This window comes from Allomuricauda sp. CAU 1633, from assembly GCF_017313225.1.
Classification (GTDB): domain Bacteria; phylum Bacteroidota; class Bacteroidia; order Flavobacteriales; family Flavobacteriaceae; genus Flagellimonas.
The window spans coordinates 1045889-1065591 of the sequence record NZ_JAFLNE010000001.1; the positions used below are offsets into that span (position 1 = coordinate 1045889).

The following is a 19703-nucleotide window of genomic DNA, read 5'->3' on the forward strand; positions in this document are numbered from 1 at the left end:
CATCATTGCACCACTTTTATCCAATTTCCTTTGTTCCGTGCTTGGTAGTTGTTATCATACATGGCTTCAACCTGAGCTCCGGGCAAATAGTAATCGCCCAAGAAGGAGGCATTCAGCTTAATGGTAAAAGTCTTGGATTTTCTCGCACCAAGGTCAAAATACAGATGAGTACGGTCATCCCGCGTATCCACGTAATCGGCTTTAGTGGCATTGGGATTATCGCCATTCGTATACGAAGTATCCACAATTTCCCATCCACTGGGAACAATGTGGGTCAGGGCCAAGTTGTCCACATAATCGTTGGAGCTGTTAAAGACTGTAATTTGGGCCTGAAGTTCGGTGCCTTGTCGCAATTCATTCACATTGATGGAATTTCCAATGGCATCCAAATACGCGACAGAAAGGTTTAGGTTTTGTTGCTGGGCCAATTCTTCGCCTACAGGTAATTTCCCAGTCTGCGTTAGGGTGGCATAAATAGTGTTTCCTTGCTTGTTTTTCACCTGAATTTCCTCTTTGAATGATGAAATGGTAATGCTTCGTTGCGCAATGGCCCTATCGGTTTTTACTGAAACTTCCTTACCATTGTTGGTAAAGGTTAAATCGATGGACTTTCCGCCATTTTTTTGCACCATTTTTGCCATGGATAAGAGGGCAAAGGCTGTTTCTTGGGTGCTGTACCAGCTTTGGGAGGAAAGGTTTTTCGCCAAGGAAACTGCCATTTCCCTTTGTTGGGCATTACCCAAAATTACCATGGTTTCCAATGCCATTGCTCTATTTCTGAATACAGAACCATAGGTTCTATAATTGTAGTTGTTGGGTGTAAAATTAATGTTCGCCTTTTGTGCAATAGCTTGAGCCACTTCCTTCTTGCCCACCAAAGCGTAGGCAGCCGCTAGTCTCCATTTTGCCTCATTGCTCAAGTTTTTGGATTCACGAAGTCGGTTCATGGAAGCCAACTCGGGTTGTTGTGCCAATGCCAAGGTGTACAAACGGTAGGCTTGTGCAATATCATTATTGTAGTTGGTAGCGGCATTGCTCCATTGGCGGGCAGCATTTTTCTGGTATCTCAACCAGTTGCTCAAGAAAGTTAATGGCAATTGGTAGCCTTGTTGTTTGGCTTCCAACATAAAATGACCAGCATAGGAGGTTCCCCAATTATCGGCACTGCCATAGCCGGGCCAATAACTTAAGCCGCCACTTGGGGTTTGAAAATCGCCCAGTCTACGGATGGCGGCTTTCACATTCTCTTCGATTTTCTTTTTTCGTTCAAAAGTGATGTCCAGCACATCCCCCAAAAATAATTGCGGAAATGCTGCTGATGTGGTCTGCTCCACACAGCCATGGGGGTAGCGGAGCAAATAATCCATCCGCTTTGAGAAATCCATTGGGGGTAAGGTGGAAAATTCAATAAAGGCCTCATTGGTGCCTGAAGTACCAAAAGTTTCCATGGAAATGGTCTGGGAACCATTGGCATCAATGGTGTATAATTCGCTTCGTGTGGTGATGGGGTTAGGATTTTCGACATCAATTTCGGTTTCACTGCTGGCACTTTCCCCAGCGCCCGAAGCGGTCACTTTTATGGTTTGGAATACAGCTGCCGGATTGACCTTAAAATCAAAATTCACAATCTGCTCTCCAACCGAATTGAACGTAATATTTTTAGACGTATCACCAATGGGCTCCAAAGCCTTGCCCGCATTGATGGAAACTTTCACATTTTTCACTTTGGACTCCATGGCAAATACCGTCACGGGAATGGTTACCATTTCTCCGGGAGATAGTTTCCTTGGAATAGAAGTCAATACCATCAACGGTTTGCGCACAGGCGTAGTTTTTTCGGTATTGCCGTAGGCGCTGTTTTGGTTACCTGCCACAACCATGGTACGGACGGAGCCCATATAATTGGGCATGTTTATGGTGTGTGAGGCTTTTTCACCGGGTTTTAGGGTAAATGGGCCCAAATAAGTGACCACAGGTTTAAACCGTTGTGCTTTTCTGTTTTCGGCACCAGCACCAATGCCACCGCCACCAATAGCGTAGATATTATCCACACTGATGGAATAGGCGCCCATAACATCATCAAAAATATCAAAGGTTTTTACCCCAAGTGCCTGTCTTGCATAAAAAGAACTATGGATATCGGGGGTTTGGAAACGGGTCAAATCCAAGAGTCCTTCATCCACAACCGCCAAGGAATACGTCATGGTTTTTTTATTGGCTTCGGAAACGGTCACCTTAAAGGATTTTTCTGGCTCCAAGATATCTGGCATGGAAAGCTGAGGTTCCAAGAACGTAGCTGGGTCCTCAACCAAAAGCGGGACTACCCCATATAGTCGGATGGGTAAATCGTTGGCCACTTGTCCGTGTGGCTGAAGCAATGAAATATTGATAAAGGCATTCGGTGCCATTTCAGCTGTAATGGGAATTGTGGCCTTAGTTTCTTTGGCCGAAGTTTCTATCCATTGCTGGGACAATACTTCGGTGCCATTTTCTATACTGATTAGGGCACGGCCACCTCGGTCTGAAGGGAAGGTGACAATAGCTTCTTCACCCAACTTGTACTTTTCTTTATCCGCTGAGAAAATGAGGATTTTGGAACTTTCAGTGTCGTTGGAAGCCGGTCTTCGCCACCAATTGCGATAGAAATAAGCAGTACGACCTGTTGCGTGGCCAGAAACTTCATCAATAACCCGAATCAAGAATCGCCCTCCATCGCCATCAGGGACATTAATATTGAAATTGGCTTTTCCATTAGCACCTGTGGTAATGCTCATTTCTTTGAAGGGACGATGCACGGTGGCATTTTCGTATCGGGAGAGATTGTCGTAACCCCGGTTCCACCACCAACGCCATTCAATTTTAAAAATTTGGACTTTTAGTTTTCGATTGCTGGATGTGTTTCCTTGGGAATCCACACTGACCACATCAAAAGAGGTGTTTTCATCAGTTAAATAAGAACCATATTGGCGTGCTTTTGGAGAGCGAAGCCCCACAAAATGGGAAAAAGGAGCCAAATTTTTGGAAAATACATCGATGGAAAAATCGCCACCACCTTCAAAAACCTTGGTGGTAAATGTAGCCTGAAGCATTCCAGGAGCGTTGCCATTCACATTGATTTTTTCATTAATGTTTAAAACGCCATTGGCATCCAATTTGGAGGAAATCCATTGCAATTCGGTCTCGTTGAAACTACGCACAGGATCTTGAAAGACGTAGTCTTTAAATTTTGGGAAAGCGGTATTGGTTTGCTTTAAGGTGGCATTGATATCGATTTTAAGATTGCGGGCAGGAGCGCCATGTAACCATTGTACAGTGGCTTTCCCCCGATTGTTGGAGTTGGCGGTCAAAACTTCATCATCAAACGAAAAGTCCACTTTTAAGCGATTGGGCTTTACGGTTGCGATTTTTAAACTTTTGTTGAATTGGGCACCTCCTACCACAATTTTGGCATTCCACGTTCCGGTTGGGGAATTGGCTTGGGTGGGAACTGGGAAATAATAGAATTTTTCCTCCTTTTTGGCGTACAAGCCGTCAGATACTGGAAGGGTTTCTTCTGTAAGTACATTGCGCTGCACCAATTTGCCATGGGCATCGGTGACCTCCAATGTTACAGGATGACCTTTAGGCAATGGGTTGGCCGAGTCATCCAAAACAAAGGTTAGGTGGGCCACATCGCCTGGTCGGTGCACCCCTCTTTCGGTATAGATAAAGCCTTGAAGTCCGCTTTGCAGTTCTTCCCCAGAAACATCAAACTTGCTTAGGGAAAGGGCATTGCCATCCATTAATTTGGCATAGGCAAAATTGTTGCCGTTTTGGGCCACGGCAAAGGCAATATTTTTATCGCTGTCAAAAACTGCAAATCCGGAAGCGTCAGTGGTTATCTCTCCCAATAATTGTTGTTGGTAATTGTATAGTTTGATATTGGTGTTGGCCTCAGGTTTGGTTGTCAATAGGTTGGTGGCTGCAAAATGGTATGATCGGTTGTTCCCTTTTTTGGCAATGAGCCCCAAATCACTGCCCAACAGGTTGGTATAGGCGATACGAGTGTCGTTATAATAGGCCGAATGGCATGGATTGTCACGTTCTTGCCAATTATAGTCATACTCTCGCCAATAATAAATCTCGTTATCCCAGTAGCGCTCTTCCAAAGCCTCATCATTGGAATTTTGCGAGGCATAGTCAATTGATGTTTCTTCGATGGCTTCGGAATCACCACAATCATAGGTAGTATGTTCTTTTTTAAAGCTGAACTCGACCCTGTACAACGATCCTGGATGAATTTTAATCAATTCGGAAAGGTCCAGGGCATGGGCTTTCCAGTAACTGGAATTTTCTTCCCCCGTTTCAGATAGTGGAATGATTTTGTAGGCCACCCTACGACCCACGGGTCTTAAATCGGATAAATATTCCGTACCAAAATTATTATTTTGAAGGTACTGCAGCATATTATTTTCGTAAACCTGAATAACACGTACCTCCACGGCGGAGAGGTTCACGGTTTCAAAATAAATGGGTGTTGATGCTGCATTGGGTAAAACAGTACCTTTGGAAATCAATCGGACATTGGGTTTCAATTGCTCAAAAGAAACCAGCTCTGAGAAGGTTTTGCTTAGTGTAAAGCCGTATTCGCTCTTTATGCCTTCAAAGGCATTCACCCGAACTTCGCCCAAAATACGGTTGGAAGGATAGACTTTGAGCACATTGCCATCAATTTCGTATCTAAGGCTTTCAGCATTTTCAATGGTCACTAACCCATTCAAGTTTTGGCTTTGTTGCAAGGGTTCGGAAAAATTCAAGGTCAAAACCGCATTTGGGGCAGAGGAGGTGTTTGCATCCACGATTACAAATTTGTTGAGTCCCGGAATGTTATATTTTTCAGAGCCTTCGTTGTCAATGCCCAATGTTTTTCCCGTCCAGTTGATGGTAAGCTCATCATCTTCTGTTTTACGGGAAATACTGTCGATTTTGAAACTGTAGTATTGGGCGTTATCGGAGGTGTTGTCCCATTTTACCGAAACCTTCTTGCCGTCTTGTTGTACCGAGAGCACACTGTTGATTTTAGAGGCTTCCAAAATATCGGAGGCATCCAAGGTCCCAGTCAAATATTGCCATTCCCGGCTGTAAGATTGTAGGTTGCCTAGATTGATTTTAAAGTTTGGCGAGATGGTCTTAAAGCTGAAAGTGTATTTTTTAAAATCACTCTCAACGTCCTCCATGAGTCTGTTCAAGGATAAAGTAACTACATACTCCGTATCGGGTTTTAAATATTCGGAAGGCTGAAAGGTAAGTTCCCTGCCATTTTCGATCATCAATGTTCCCTCAATGCTTGGCGAAATTTTGAGGTACTCCGCAGGAAGTTCTTGATTCACCTCATATTGGGTCAATTGTTGGGCCAAAACAATTTTAATGGGGGTTGAGATGCTTTGATTTCCGTGGGTGTGGTAACTAATGTAATCCTTGAATTTAAACAGGTTGTCCGTTTCGCCTTTACCCGTCTTTTTTTTGCAGGAGACAACAAAAATCAATAGAAAAACAATGGAAATTCTGAGAAGCCTTGACATGTCAAAAAGGAATTAATTACACAATACATTTAGCCAAAGCCAAGATAGCCAAAAATAGATAGGGGGCTTGTTCTGTTTTACGGATGGTGCATTAGGATTTACGAATGGATGTTCTGGTAAAGATTTCTCATTGTGAAACATTTATGATTTTTCTAAGAAGGATGAAGTGATAAAAGAAATATATTCATTCCATCAACAACAATCAAAAAACAATCACATCATGATGCCAAAACACATTCTCCTTTTTTTATCAGTATTAGCTTTTGGAACTACGCAAGCCCAGTCGGATTATCAACTGGTTGAACAAACTGTAAATTACTATTTGGATGGAGGGACCAACAATGATTTTGAAACCTTAAAAAAGGCCTTCCATGAAACGGCTACCATGAAGTTTATAGGGCAAGATGGCTACACCGAGGTAAACGCCATTGATTTTTTTCAAAAAGGTATGAAACCAGGCCCTAAGCAAAATAGAAAAACTAGGATAGCAGACATCACCATTGCTGGAAACGCGGCCAATGCCCGTTTGGAAATTGATTATCCCGATTTCACCTTTATCGATTTTATGAATCTATTGAAAGTTGATGGGGAATGGAAGATTGTGAGCAAGATTTTCTATAGAAAAGTGGATTAGGGGACTACCACCCTCCCGAGGCACCACCACCTCCAAATCCGCCGCCTCCAAAGCCGCCACTGAAACCGCCTCCACCACCAAAACCGCCGCTTCCGAAACCACCAGAGGAGCCAGAGCTACGCCCCATATTGCTCAAGATGATCATATCCCAAATATCCAAACCTCTACCATGGCGTCCACCACCTTTGCCACCGCCCTTGTTTTTACGACTCCAAAGAATGACCATAATCACAATGAAGACGATGATGAGAAAGAACATTTTTTTTGGAAATTCGGAGTTTCGGTCAAATGAACGGTCTTCTTTGAATTCCCCGTTCAGTACTTGAAAAATAGCGTCTGCGCCTTTGTCCAAGCCGGTATAGTAATCCCCTTTCTTAAACTCAGGTATGATAACGGATTCAATAATACGTTTGGACATAAAATCGGTGAGGGAACCTTCAACTCCATAACCGGTGTTGATGGCGATTCGTCTATCGTCCCTGGCCAGAAGCACGAGTACGCCGTTATCTTTATCAGCCTGACCTATGCCCCATTTTTGGCCCCATTGCGCTCCTAAATAGTTGATGTTTTCTCCTTCAGTGGAACTGATGATGGCGATTACAATCTGGGTTGAGGTACTATCGGAATACCGAATCAATTTTTGTTCCAGTGCATTGCTTTGTGAAGAAGATAGGAGGTTTACATAATCATAGACGCTGGTCTGTTTTTTGGGCTTTTCGGGTATGGTATACTGCCCCCAGCTTATGGAAACACATAAAAAAGCAAGTACAAAAAGGCTAGCCTTTGGATATAGCATCACTCAACTCATTGGTGTCATTATGGTCCCATGGAAAGTGGGATTCCAATTCCTTTCCAGCCATCAAGATGCCTTCAACAATACCTTGTTTAAACTGTCCTTTTTTAAAGTGGGAAGCCATGACGTCTTTAGTGGTGTTCCAAAACCCTTTGGGAACAGCACGGTCAATGCCGGTATCGCCGTAGATTACAAATTTTTTATCGTCGACAGCAACATAGATCAACACGCCGTTGCTTTCTTTGGTATTGTCCATTTTGAGGAAATGAAACAGTTGCTGGGCCCTGCTAAAATGGTCTATTTTGGCGACACCCTCAATATGCACACGAATTTCTCCGGAAGTGTTCTTCTCTGCCTCCAAAATGGCATCGATGATTTCCCGTTCCTCTTCTGCGGTTAAAAACTCTTCAACATGCGACATGTCTAATCGAAGTCAAAATTAACATCAGGGGCGTTCTCTGCGCCGGGATTAGCTTCAAAGTATGTCATTTTTTCAAATCCAAAAATATTAGCCAACAAATTGTTAGGGAAGTTGCGTACATGTTCGTTATAAGGTTGAACAGATTGATTGAACTTGTCGCGAGCTATATTTATTCGATTTTCCGTGCCTTCCAACTGGGATTGCAGTTCCAAGAAATTTTGATTGGCCTTCAGCTCAGGATAACGTTCAACCACTACAAGCAACCTACTAAGTGCATTGGTAAGACCACTTTGAGCTTCGTTGAAAGCAGATAATTGTTCAGGGGTAATATTTGTGGGATCAATATTTACAGATGAAGCTTTGGCCCGCGCTTCAATGACATCTGTCAAGGTGCCTCGTTCAAAATCGGCCGCCCCTTGAACTGTCTTGACCAAGTTTCCAATGAGATCGCTCCGTCGTTGATACGTGCTTTCCACATTGGCCCATTCTTGTTTAGTAGTTTCTTCCAGATTAATAGTCTTGTTGTAGAAGCTTTTGGTCCAACCAAATATTCCGACAGCTATAATTGCAATTACAATTAACGAGATTAGCCATTTTTTCATTTTCTATGGTTTTAGTGTTTCTGATTATAGCTGTTCCTTGATCTTCAACAGTTCGGCCTTTACCTTTTGGAGTTTCTGAACGACTTCGAAGGTGGAAAGCGTTTTCTGTTTTTCTTCTTTCAGATGGGTTTTAGCACCTTCCAAGGTAAAGCCACGTTCCTTTACCAAATGATAGATCAATTGAAGGTTGTGGATGTCCTGTGGTGTAAATTTCCGATTGCCCTTGGCATTTTTTTTGGGCTGGAGCACATCAAACTCTTTTTCCCAAAACCGAATCAGGGAAGTATTCACCCCAAATGCTTTGGCTACTTCGCCAATGCCATAGTACCGTTTTTCGGGAAGATCTACGTGCATTAATCCAAGGATTGGTTCTCTTGATTGGCAAACTTGAGCATATTTTCAAACTCTTCCGCTGTTAAACTTCCGTAGTAGAAGTTAATGGGATTGATTCGCTCTCCATCCTTGAACACCTCATAGTGAACATGGGGGGCTTCGGAACGACCGGTGCTGCCAACAAAACCAATGAGGTCTCCTCTTTTCACCTTTTGGCCTACCGTAACATTATACTTGCTCATGTGGCCATATAATGAAATATAACCATAGCCATGATCTATGCGAACGTGTTTTCCGTAACCGGATGATCTATTGTCGGCACGTGTTATCTTTCCATCTCCTGAAGCATAAATGGGCGTACCCCGTGGAGCGGTAAAATCCATCCCCCAGTGCATTTTTCGTGCTTTGGTAAAGGGGTCCGAACGCCATCCGTAACCAGAAGCCATTCTGGTAAGGTCTTCATTGTTTATGGGTTGTATGGCAGGAATGGAAGCCAAGAGTTTCTCCTTTTCCTCCGCCAGTTTGGCAATCTCGTCCAACGATTTGGATTGGATCACCATCTGTTTCTGGATAATGTCCAACCGTTGTGTAGCATTTATGATGATTTCAGAGTTATTGAAACCTTCCAAGGATTTGTATCGGTTGATTCCTCCAAAACCTGCTTTTCGCTGCTCTTCTGGAATGGGATTGGCCTCAAAGTACAAACGATAAATGTTATTGTCGCGATCTTCAATATTGGCCAAGACCTGCTCCATCTGCTCCATTTTCCGGGTCAGGATGTCATATTGGAGTTCATAGTTTCGTACTTCACGTTCCAAAGAAAGCTCCTTGGGCGTATTTACCCATTTTGTGTTCAATAGTATAATGAGACCTAGAAAACCAAACAAGGCCGAACCCACCAGAAACAGAAAGAGATTCCGGTATCGTTTAGATTTCTTCGGCTCAATTTTCCGATAGGAAAGTGTATCCGGGTCGTAATAGTACTTAACTTTAGACATGAAGGGATTTTATCCTATTTTTGCTCACTTATCTGCCAACGGGCAGGCTATTTTTATCAAAACAAGCAAATATAAAAATTGTTTTGTTTAAAGTGTTAAATTTAAGAAAACCCTAGGAATTCAATGACATCCCAAGAAATTAGGACTCAATTTTTAAACTTTTTTAAAGAAAAGAACCATAAAATAGTGCCATCGGCACCTATGGTGATGAAGAATGACCCCACGTTGATGTTCACCAATGCAGGCATGAACCAGTTTAAGGAGTTTTTCTTGGGAAATTCTGTTCCAAAGTCAAAAAGAGTCACTGATACCCAAAAATGTCTTCGGGTTAGTGGAAAGCACAACGATTTGGAAGAAGTGGGCAAAGACACCTACCATCATACCATGTTTGAGATGTTGGGCAACTGGAGTTTTGGGGATTATTTTAAAAAGGAAGCCATCCAATGGGCATGGGAATTGCTGACGGAGGTTTACAAAATAGACAAGGAAAGCCTTTACGTTTCGGTTTTTGAAGGGAGTGAGGATGATAACTTGGATTTGGACCAAGAGGCGTACGATTTGTGGAAAGCCATTGTTCCTGAAGACCGTATCATCATGGGGAACAAAAAAGACAATTTTTGGGAAATGGGAGACCAAGGTCCCTGTGGTCCCTGTTCTGAAATCCATGTGGACCTTCGTTCCAAAGAAGAGAAAACGAAAGTTCCCGGAGCTACTTTGGTGAACCAAGATCACCCGCTTGTGGTAGAAATCTGGAATTTGGTTTTTATCCAATACAATCGAAAAGCCAATGGGTCGCTTGAAGATCTTCCTGAAAAACATATTGATACCGGGATGGGCTTTGAGCGCTTGTGCATGGCGTTGCAGAATGTAAAATCCAACTACGATACGGATGTTTTTACACCTTTGATTCGTGAAATTGAGACCATCACAGGACATAAATACGGAAAAAACGAAGAGACCGATATAGCTATCCGTGTAGTGGCCGATCATGTTCGTGCCGTGGCCTTTGCCATTGCCGATGGACAATTACCGAGCAATACCGGGGCAGGGTATGTTATTCGAAGGATATTGCGGCGCGCCATTCGGTATGGGTTTACCTTTTTGGATACCAAACAGCCGTTTATTTATCGATTGGTAAAGGTGTTGAGTGAACGAATGGGAAAAGCCTTTCCGGAACTTCCCAAAAATCACCAACTCATAGAGAATGTGATTAAGGAAGAAGAAAATTCTTTTTTGAGCACCTTGGAGCAAGGTTTAGTGTTGTTGGATTCTGTGATTTCGTCATCAAAAAGCAAAACTATTGATGGCGAAAAAGCCTTTGAACTCTATGATACCTTCGGATTTCCTATTGACCTAACATCGCTCATTCTTGAAGAAAAAGGATATCAGCTGGATGTAGAAGGATTTGAAAAAGCATTAAAAGCACAAAAAGACCGTTCCAGAGCTGCGTCTGAAGTGTCCAAGGATGATTGGACGGTACTACAACAGGATTCTGAACAGGAATTTGTGGGATATGATACCTTGAAAGCTAAGGTGAAGCTCGTAAAATACCGCAAAGTAAGCAGCAAAAAAGAGGGGGATCAATATCAACTGGTCTTTAATTTGACTCCATTTTATGCCGAAGGTGGTGGACAGGTGGGTGACAAGGGTTATTTGGAAGCTCCGAATGGAGATGTTGTATACATTGTGGATACCAAAAGGGAGAACAACGAGATTGTTCATTTTGCGGAAAACCTTCCCAAGGATGTTTCGGGAACCTTCAAAGCTGTAGTGGACAAAGAACAACGATTCCATACCGCCTGCAATCATACCGCAACACATTTGTTACATCAAGCACTTCGAGAAATATTGGGGACTCATGTGGAACAAAAAGGTTCTGCGGTCCACGCCAAACATTTACGGTTTGACTTTTCCCATTTTTCCAAAATGACGGTGGAGGAACTCCGCGAAGTGGAAAATTTTGTCAATGCTCGGATTGAAGGCCAATTGCCGCTGCAAGAAAATCGAAACATTCCGATTAAAGATGCCATGGAGCAAGGTGCAATGGCCCTTTTTGGTGAGAAATATGGCGATGCTGTACGAACGGTTCGCTTTGGGCAGTCCATTGAATTGTGTGGAGGAACGCATGTGAAGAATACCGCGGATATTTGGCATTTTAAAATTGTTTCCGAAGGTGCGGTAGCTGCCGGAATCCGACGGATTGAAGCCATCACCTCCGAAGCTGCTAAGGAATTCTTCTTTAAGAACAACCGCATGCTTTTTGAAATCAAGGATTTGTTGAATACCTCCCAAGACCCTGTGAAAGCTGTGGCCAGTTTGCAAGAGGAGAACAACACCTTGAAGAAGCAAGTGGAACAATTGTTGAAAGACAAAGCCAAAGGGCTCAAAAATGAACTGATTGGTGAATTGAAGGACATCAACGGAATTCAATTTTTGGCCAAAAAAGTGGATTTGGATGCTGGCGGCATCAAGGATTTGGCCTTTGACATGGGAGGTCAAGTTGACGATTTATTCTTGTTATTGGCCTCTGAAAATGATGGAAAAGCGATATTGTCCTGTTACATTTCCAAGGATTTGGCGTCCAACAAAGGATTGAACGCTGGAAACATTGTCCGGGAACTGGGCAAACACATTCAAGGTGGTGGAGGGGGACAACCCTTCTTTGCCACTGCGGGGGGTAAAAACCCTAATGGTATCCCGGCTGCCTTGGCCAATGCCGAGGAGATTGTTCTGGCAACAACCTAACGTATGAGATTCTTCAACATAAAAGAGTTCAACTGGAAGTATATCTTCGGAGAAATCTTTCTGTTGTTTGTGGGCATTAATCTGGCCATTTGGTTCAACGATTGGAATGCCTCCAAAACCATTCAGAAGAACAAGGAAATCGCTCTGGAAAAAATTGAGGGGGAAATCGAAACCAACTTGGAGCAATTGGTAAAAGATCATGAATCCAACCAAAAAATCCCTGCTTTTTTTGCCGAGATGAACAGTATCAAAAACGATGACGGAAGGATAATAGCTTCCTCCGAAGTCATGCACGCCTTCGTAAAAAGATATCCGGAGTTTGTTCGAAAAATAGATTCCACATCCGTGGGAGATGGGCTTTACCAATATAATGTTGATTCTTTCATCAATCTTGAAATTACGGACCTGAGTAGTATTGCTTGGGATGTATCCAAATCAACTGGGATTTTCCATGAATTTGGCTATGATTGCCTTTACGATCTTCAGAAATTGTATAGCACCCAAGATTTGGTGAAAAATGAACTGAACAAAGCCACTGAAGCTTTACGGAACAAATCCATGCAGGATTTGATGAACACCTTGGCCATCATGAAACAGTTGGAAGAGCAGTTGGAAATGCAGTACAAGGATATGCTGGAAAGCATTGATGACTGTAAATAACGTATCTTACTTTCCATGAAACTTCAAACTACCATTCCCTTAGAAAAGGCGAATAATCCCATTGATTACCAAAGCAGACTATTGTTGATGGGCTCTTGTTTTGTGGAAAATATAGGGAAGAAACTCAACTATTTTAAGTTTCAGCAACTGCAAAATCCTTTTGGAATCCTATTTCATCCGCTTGCCATTGAAAATCTGGTGCAACGTTCCTTGGAGGAATGGTGTTATAAGGAAACTGAGGTTTTTGAGCAGGATGGCATTTGGCATTGTTTTGATGCTCATTCTGAGGTTCGAGCCAATTCTCAAGAGGCGTTACTCCAAAAGCTAAACCAACAGCTCCATGAAACCCGGTTGGGATTGCGAAATGCAACCCATATCATCATTACTTTGGGAACGGCCTGGGTATACCACCATAAAAAGGCGAATAAAATTGTGGCCAATTGCCATAAAGTGCCACAAAAGGAATTTTCCAAAGAATTATTGTCTATTGAGACCATAACGACCAGCCTGGAAAACTTGGTCAATAGGGTGGCAGAGGTCAATCCTGAGGCCCAACTTATATTTACTGTTTCACCCGTGCGCCACCTCAAGGACGGTTTTGTGGAAAATCAACAAAGTAAGGCCCATCTTATTTCGGCACTTCATAAGGTTTTGTCACCTCGAGCGCAGTCGAGAGGTCTTAATTACTTTCCAGCGTATGGAATCATGATGGACGAACTCCGGGATTACCGTTTTTACGGAAAGGATTTGGTACATCCCAATGAATTGGCTGTGGATTACATTTGGGAGAAGTTCAAATCGGTTTGGATTGATGAGGATTGCTATGGTGTAATGGAAGAGGTGGACAACATTCAAAAAGGACTTTTGCACCGACCGTTTAACCCAGATTCCGAGGCGCACCAAAAGTTTGAAACATCTCTCCGGTCAAAAATTACGTATCTTCAAGAGAGGTATCCTTTCATGAAATTTTAAAAAATGAAGAAAGTACTGGTTGGAGCCATCATCGCGTTGGCCTCTGTTTTGATCTACAAATCCTGTGCCGATGAGCGCGAGCGTAAGACTTTGCTACAAGAGAGTTCCATGCTCATTCAACAGGAATTGAAGAACGTTTCCAAACTCATCGTGACCGAAGGTCATTTTGTGGAAGTCTACAACTACAAAGACTCGCGTGAGTTGTTCGGTTCCCTGGTCACAGCGGATAAAAAAGCGTTGGTGGTGGCGAATGCTGAGGTCACCATTGCTTACGACCTCTCTAAAATAACGTACGGGGTGGATGAGGTCAGCAAAACGATCACTATCATCCAAATTCCAGAAGCGGAAATCAAGATAAACCCGGATTTTGAATATTATGATGTTACCGCAGATTATTTGAACCCGTTCAAAGCTGAGGATTATAATTTGATCAAAAAGAATGTCAACCAGTCATTGTTGAAAAAGATTGAAGCCTCTACACTGGTGTCCAATGCAGAAAATCGACTGCTCAGCGAACTTTCCCGAATTTATGTGTTGACCAATTCCTTGGGTTGGACTTTGGTTTATGGAGAAGAACCTATCAATTCCACAGAAGAATTACTTGACCTGCGTAAAACTGTGGTCGATTAGTGCAATCCCATCATCAATCAAATGCCCCACTTTGGGGTTATTTTGTTTGATGGACTCCAAATGGTCCAAAATTTCTTGCTGAAACGCTTCATCATGGCCTTTTTTAGCCAATTCATACAATTCCACAGGAAGTAACCAATCATTAGGATGATTTTCTGCTAGTGCCTTAAAGACCTTATTTCGGGAGATGGTGGTGTTTTTTCCTTCCCGAAACTCACGAATCTGCAAATAATACTGCTCCAGTTGTTGGCGTTCCGCACTTTTTTTGTATTTGATGGTGGTTTCTGTAATCTCATGGGTGATGAGGTCAAAACTGGCCAAATCTGCAGGGCCGTTAAAAGCGGATACCACGTTTTGTCCTACCGCCATATTGTAGAGTCCCCAATCGGGTTGAAAGAGCACTTGTCCGTCATAGGTTACGGTGCAATTTTGGAAGGTGATCAAGATAATCTTGCCGCGAAGGTTTCGAGTGCCGGTAATGATAGTGCCTTCAACTTTTATACCTCCTTCAAATTCCAGCTTCACCTCTTCCCCCTCATAAATTTTATAGGCCTTTAAATCTCTGGGACCCATGTCCTCAATGGCAATATTGATGCCTTTTAATTTACCGATGGGCGTTCCAAAACCATCCGCGTGCTGGGCAATGCTGTGACCCACCAACTCTTTTTCTCGATAGGCTAGGGCCGTTGCTCCTTTGGTTTGGATGTAAATGGGTTTTCCTTCGTGTTCCATCACCTTGTTAAAATTCCCCGATATCTGCAATCCGGTACTGAGCTCAATCGTGCCCAGTTCCTTGGAATTAATCAGTTTTTGAACCCCGGAGAGTCCGCCTTTTCGCAAAGCCATGGTATTGGCAAAATCTTCCAAAACTTGACTCAGAAAGGCAAAATCTGGGGTAACGAACAACTGGGGTTGGGGCTTGGTGATATCGAACTCGGCATGCGCTGCTTCCAAAGAGTAGGGTAGCTTCTTCACCTTGTCTGTCATGCACCAGGCACTTTCCCCGATGGATGACAAAAGACCCGCCCCATAAATTTTTGGGTTCTCCACGGTGCCGATAAGGCCATATTCCACGGTCCACCAATGCAAATTTCGGATTAGGGCCATTTCACTGGGGGTACCCATGTTGTTTTGGAGGTGCTCAATGTGTTTTTCGGCTTTGTCAATCTCTTCTTGAGGTGTACCCGCCGCTTCTTTGATGATGGATAAATGTCGTACCGCATTATACAGTTCGTAATCTTTCGCGCTTGAAATCGCCTTGCAGCCAATTTCCCCAAATCGCCTTAAATATTCGGCATACTCCGGATTGGCAATAATGGGCGCATGTCCCGCACCTTCATGGATAATATCCGGCGCTGGGGTGTATTCAATATTTTCCAACTGGCGGATATCCGAAGCAATCACCAATACATTGTACGCTTGAAATTCCATAAAGGCTGAAGGTGGTATGAAGCCATCCACAGCCACAGCGGCCCAACCAATTTCCTTCAAAATACGGTTCATGCCGTACATATTGGGAATATGGTCGATGGAAATCCCGGTTTTCTTCAACCCATCCACATACGAACTATGCGCCACTCGACTTAAATAATCCACATTTTTACGCATCACATACCGCCAAACAGCTTGGTCAATAGGGGAATACGCCTCGTAATGTTGTGGTTTTATAAACTGTTTGAGGTGCTTGGGCAACTTGTCCAATATGGGACTTGATTCGTAGCTCATCGGTCAATTTTTATGCGACTTAAATATACGAAATAGGGGAAGGAGTTTTTCACAACAAAAGTTAAGGGCAACAAAAAACCGCCCAAAGGGCGGCTTGTATTTTAGTTGGAGGCCACAGCTATATTGGGTGGATATTCCTCTAGAATTTGGGAAACAAACTCTCGGATACGCTCCTCTTTCTTTTCAATATTTTTGGTGTTGTTCAAGGTCCCTACACCGCGGCCCTGCCATACCAACTCTTTTTTATGGGCATCAATGACGTCAATATATAAGGAACCTTCAGTACTGGTACTCACATTGCTGCCTCCCCAGCCCCAGCCCCAACCGGGACCCCAGACCCAAGGGTTGTAGAATCCACCATAACCCCAACCAAAGTTGTTGCTATAGACATCAACACGCTCACGTTCCTTGGTGAAAATGCTGATGAGTACATCGGGATTTTCAGATTTTACAAAGCCACGGGAGCCCAATTCGTTTTCAATGGCGCGTAGGATACGTTTTTTGTCCAAATCGGAAATTTGGGCCTGATCGATACCTGTTTTATAAAAGGCATAGCTTCTGTACGTATTAAAGTCGGCCTGTTGGTCATAGTCGGAAACAACTCTGACGGAGCTACAGGAAGCCAACAAAATAAGGGCCATTGCAGCTAAAGTGAATAATTTTACATTTTTCATAGTACTGTTTTTGAATTCGTTGAGATTGCTAGATGCATCACAAATATTATGCCGAATGCAATTTTAGCGCCTCATATTGGTTTTTGCACTGTAGCCATAAGGGCAATGTCGGCATCCACTTTCACAACAATAGCCCCTTTTTAGGAGATATTGTTCCGTGAACACCTTGTATCCCTCTTCTGAAAAGTAAAAATCGCCATCCTCCAAGGGAATGTATTCCTTCATACGTACAACGCAAATTCGCTACATAAAGTTACGATTTTCAGAGGAAAGCCCCTAGGGTTTTAAGATTTCCAAGCAGGGTTATTCACCGAAATTGTTAATGGTATTATCGATAGCGACCAATTTTCTCGGCTTTTTGCTGTTATATTTGTGTTGAACCATGATAGTTTTCAAGTGATATTGGTATTCAAACACTTCTTTTACAAAAACTACGTCGGACTATCGGTGTGGCCCTTTATATTTCTGAAGGAAGGGTCGCTTAAAGCGGATGAAGTGCTTATCAATCACGAGCGAATCCATCTGAAACAACAGCGGGAGCTGCTTATACTACCCTTTTACATCCTTTACATTTCTGAATGGCTGTTACGTACCTTGCTTTATCTTGATAGCTACCGCGCCTACCAGAACATCAGTTTTGAACGGGAGGCCTACGCCAATGAAAAGGACATGGACTATCTTTCCAAACGAAAAGCCTTTGGCTTTGTCAACTACCTGACGCGATAAGGATTCCATTTGAAAACACCCAATCAGAAAATAGAGTCGCCCCTTCTTGATGAAAAAGAGGTGACTTTATACATCAAACGGGAAGACACCATTCATCCCCTGATTTCGGGAAACAAGTACCGTAAGCTCAAATATAACCTGTTGGAAGCCCAGAATCAGGGCCTAACCACCTTACTCACCTTTGGTGGAGCCTTTTCCAACCATATTGCAGCGGTAGCCTGCGCTGGACATGAACAGGGATTCAAAACCATTGGGGTGATTCGAGGTGAAGAATTGGAAGACAATTGGGAAGACAACCCCACTCTGCAACTGGCCCATGATCATGGAATGCAGTTTTATTTTGTATCCCGAAGTGCGTATCGAAATAAAACAGAGCCCGATTTCATTCAACATTTAAAAAATACGTTCAGTGAATTTTATCTTCTTCCCGAAGGCGGCACCAACGAACTCGCCGTGAAAGGCTGTGCTGAAATCCTGACCGAAGAAGACTCCACTTTCCATTATATCTGCAGTAGCGTGGGAACGGGTGGCACCGTGGCAGGCATTATTAATTCCACCGAACCGCATCAACATGTTTTGGGGTTCCCAGCGTTGAAGGGTGATTTTTTAAAGGCGGATATCCGTACATTTGCGCAAAACGAACGTTGGCAATTGATCACCGATTATCATTTTGGGGGCTATGCCAAAGTGACCCCGGACTTGGTGCAATTCATCAACCGTTTTAGAAAAGGAACTGGGATTTCGTTGGACCCCATTTACACGGGAAAGCTGGTTTTTGGTATTTTTGAACTCATAAAACAGGATTTTTTCCCAAAGGGAACCCAAATTTTGGCCATCCACACAGGCGGATTGCAAGGGATAAAAGGCATGAACCAAGTGTTGGAGCAAAAAAAATTACCGTTGTTGGACGTATGATCAGACGAATAGGATATGTGTTGTTGGTTGCATTTTTGCTGACCAGTTGTGGTGCGAAGAAAAGAAGGACCACCCATAGAAAAGGCGCTCCTGTGGTGGTGAAAACTGAAAAGCCTACCACCAAGACCACTACCGATGTGGATACGGAGGTGACCAAGGACCTTTATCCCATGCCCGAAGACCCCGGGCGGTTTGAACGTTTTCCCATTTCCGATACCGAGGAATATATTGGGACCTTTGCCGAGGTGGCCCAGTATGAAATGCGCGCTTTTGGCATTCCAGCCAGTATCACCTTGGCGCAGGGCATTTTGGAAAGTGGTTCCGGGCGGGGGGAGCTCACCTTAAAGACCAACAACCATTTCGGAATCAAATGTCATACCGGTTGGCAGGGCGAATATGATTTTCATGATGATGATGCCAAGGGGGAATGCTTCCGAAAATACAATCACCCTATGTTTTCGTTTCGGGATCACAGTATTTTCTTGTCCTCACGCTCCCGTTATGCCTTTTTGTTCAATTACCGGCGGAACGATTACAAAAAGTGGGCCCATGGCCTTCGACAGGCGGGTTACGCTACGGATAGGCATTATCCACAAAAATTGATTGCCCTGATTGAACGATACAATCTGCACCAATACGATGAGGCCGTTGTGGAAGGTGGTCTGTCCACAGTTCGGGAACCCAAACAATACGAAGTGTTTACCCACGTCGTGGAACAGGGCGATACGCTGTATGCCCTCTCCCGCAAATATGAAATCTCGGTGGATGAGATTCAACGGCTCAACAATTTAAATGGCACCAACATTTCCATTGGGCAGGTGCTGAACATCCGAAAAGAAAAAGCGAAGTAGTTTTAACCAATCGTCAACCTGAACTTGCCTGCCAACATAGACAGGTTTCAGGTTCTCACAAAATGTACCCTGAGCGAAGTCGAAGGGTATTGTGTTTTCACTAACATGATGAGATGCCGAACTCCCGCCTACCGGACTGGCAGGAAATTCAGCATGACACCTAATGTCTTAGGCCGTCAGTTAGAGTGGCTTGACCGTGAGGTCAGGATGTATCGAGAACTGGTACTAAGTTGCTGATTCTCGATACGATTCACTAAAGTGAATCACTCGAATTGACGCAACCAATTTCCGTTTCCAAGAAAGTTGCAGGATACTTACCTTTGCCGCAACTGTCATACTGAGCAGCGCGAAATATCTCAGAAGAACTGTACCCTGAGCGTAGTCGAAGGGTATATAGCATGATGGTTACTTTGATTACCTAAACAAACCAATAAGAGTTTCCCGTCGGAATTTATGCTGAGCC

Annotated in this window: 17 protein-coding genes; 8 read left to right on the forward strand and 9 right to left on the reverse strand. The window is 43.5% G+C overall.

Annotated elements, in window-relative coordinates:
• Window positions 1–2 precede the first annotated feature (2 nt).
• Window positions 3–5561: an alpha-2-macroglobulin family protein gene (locus J0X14_RS04605; RefSeq protein WP_207096569.1), complete on the reverse strand. Its 5559-nt coding sequence runs from the start codon at window positions 5559–5561 to the stop codon at window positions 3–5.
• A 220-nt stretch (window positions 5562–5781) separates the two neighbouring features.
• Here J0X14_RS04605 and J0X14_RS04610 point away from each other — a divergent pair, with 220 nt between their 5' ends.
• Window positions 5782–6195, forward strand: a complete 414-nt coding sequence (locus J0X14_RS04610; RefSeq protein ID WP_207096570.1) for a nuclear transport factor 2 family protein — start codon at window positions 5782–5784, stop codon at window positions 6193–6195.
• Window positions 6196–6199: 4 nt separating this feature from the next.
• Here the strand turns inward: J0X14_RS04610 and J0X14_RS04615 are convergent, their stop codons facing one another.
• From J0X14_RS04615 to J0X14_RS04635, 5 genes are read right to left on the reverse strand one after another with little or no spacing between them, the layout of a single operon-like run.
• The gene (locus tag J0X14_RS04615; protein WP_207096571.1) at window positions 6200–6991 is read right to left on the reverse strand and encodes a TPM domain-containing protein; all 792 of its coding nucleotides are present in this window, start codon (window positions 6989–6991) and stop codon (window positions 6200–6202) included.
• The gene (locus tag J0X14_RS04620; RefSeq protein WP_207096572.1) at window positions 6972–7409 is read right to left on the reverse strand and encodes a TPM domain-containing protein; all 438 of its coding nucleotides are present in this window, start codon (window positions 7407–7409) and stop codon (window positions 6972–6974) included. The genes J0X14_RS04615 and J0X14_RS04620 overlap by 20 nt, the downstream gene beginning before the upstream one ends.
• Before the next feature lie 2 nt (window positions 7410–7411).
• Window positions 7412–8011: a LemA family protein gene (locus tag J0X14_RS04625; RefSeq protein ID WP_207096573.1), complete on the reverse strand. Its 600-nt coding sequence runs from the start codon at window positions 8009–8011 to the stop codon at window positions 7412–7414.
• Between the two features lie 24 nt (window positions 8012–8035).
• Window positions 8036–8365, reverse strand: coding sequence for a MerR family transcriptional regulator (locus tag J0X14_RS04630; protein ID WP_207096574.1), 330 nt, complete (start codon window positions 8363–8365; stop codon window positions 8036–8038).
• A complete protein-coding gene (locus tag J0X14_RS04635; RefSeq protein ID WP_207096575.1) occupies window positions 8365–9342 on the reverse strand; it encodes a M23 family metallopeptidase in 978 nt (325 codons plus the stop codon). Before J0X14_RS04635 ends, J0X14_RS04630 begins: the two co-directional genes overlap by 1 nt.
• Before the next feature lie 123 nt (window positions 9343–9465).
• Between J0X14_RS04635 and alaS the strand changes: the two genes are divergently transcribed.
• Genes alaS through J0X14_RS04655 form a run of 4 tightly spaced genes read left to right on the forward strand, consistent with a single transcriptional unit; the run spans window position 9466 to window position 14349 of the window.
• On the forward strand, window positions 9466–12087 hold the full coding sequence (gene alaS, locus J0X14_RS04640; protein ID WP_207096576.1) for an alanine--tRNA ligase: 2622 nt from the start codon (window positions 9466–9468) through the stop codon (window positions 12085–12087).
• Between the two features lie 3 nt (window positions 12088–12090).
• Window positions 12091–12747: a hypothetical protein gene (locus J0X14_RS04645; protein ID WP_207096577.1), complete on the forward strand. Its 657-nt coding sequence runs from the start codon at window positions 12091–12093 to the stop codon at window positions 12745–12747.
• Between the two features lie 15 nt (window positions 12748–12762).
• Complete coding sequence (locus J0X14_RS04650) at window positions 12763–13719, forward strand: GSCFA domain-containing protein (protein ID WP_207096578.1); 957 nt, start codon at window positions 12763–12765, stop codon at window positions 13717–13719.
• A gap of 3 nt (window positions 13720–13722) precedes the next feature.
• A complete protein-coding gene (locus J0X14_RS04655) occupies window positions 13723–14349 on the forward strand; it encodes a DUF4230 domain-containing protein (RefSeq protein ID WP_207096579.1) in 627 nt (208 codons plus the stop codon).
• Here the strand turns inward: J0X14_RS04655 and J0X14_RS04660 are convergent.
• The 3 genes from J0X14_RS04660 to J0X14_RS04670 form a co-directional block, all read right to left on the reverse strand.
• On the reverse strand, window positions 14317–16074 hold the full coding sequence (locus tag J0X14_RS04660; protein WP_207096580.1) for an aromatic amino acid hydroxylase: 1758 nt from the start codon (window positions 16072–16074) through the stop codon (window positions 14317–14319). The genes J0X14_RS04655 and J0X14_RS04660 overlap by 33 nt on opposite strands.
• 101 nt (window positions 16075–16175) lie before the next feature.
• The gene (locus tag J0X14_RS04665; protein ID WP_207096581.1) at window positions 16176–16748 is read right to left on the reverse strand and encodes a DUF4136 domain-containing protein; all 573 of its coding nucleotides are present in this window, start codon (window positions 16746–16748) and stop codon (window positions 16176–16178) included.
• A 63-nt stretch (window positions 16749–16811) separates the two neighbouring features.
• A complete protein-coding gene (locus J0X14_RS04670) occupies window positions 16812–16973 on the reverse strand; it encodes a DUF5522 domain-containing protein (RefSeq protein ID WP_207096582.1) in 162 nt (53 codons plus the stop codon).
• Between the two features lie 171 nt (window positions 16974–17144).
• Between J0X14_RS04670 and J0X14_RS04675 the strand changes: the two genes are divergently transcribed.
• From J0X14_RS04675 to J0X14_RS04685, 3 genes are read left to right on the forward strand one after another with little or no spacing between them, the layout of a single operon-like run.
• Window positions 17145–17474 carry a hypothetical protein gene (locus J0X14_RS04675; protein ID WP_207096583.1) on the forward strand — a complete coding sequence of 110 codons (330 nt, stop codon included), beginning with the start codon at window positions 17145–17147 and terminating at the stop codon, window positions 17472–17474.
• A 9-nt stretch (window positions 17475–17483) separates the two neighbouring features.
• A complete protein-coding gene (locus J0X14_RS04680; RefSeq protein WP_207096584.1) occupies window positions 17484–18389 on the forward strand; it encodes a 1-aminocyclopropane-1-carboxylate deaminase/D-cysteine desulfhydrase in 906 nt (301 codons plus the stop codon).
• The gene (locus J0X14_RS04685; protein WP_207096585.1) at window positions 18386–19240 is read left to right on the forward strand and encodes a glucosaminidase domain-containing protein; all 855 of its coding nucleotides are present in this window, start codon (window positions 18386–18388) and stop codon (window positions 19238–19240) included. The genes J0X14_RS04680 and J0X14_RS04685 overlap by 4 nt, the downstream gene beginning before the upstream one ends.
• Window positions 19241–19703 lie beyond the last annotated feature (463 nt).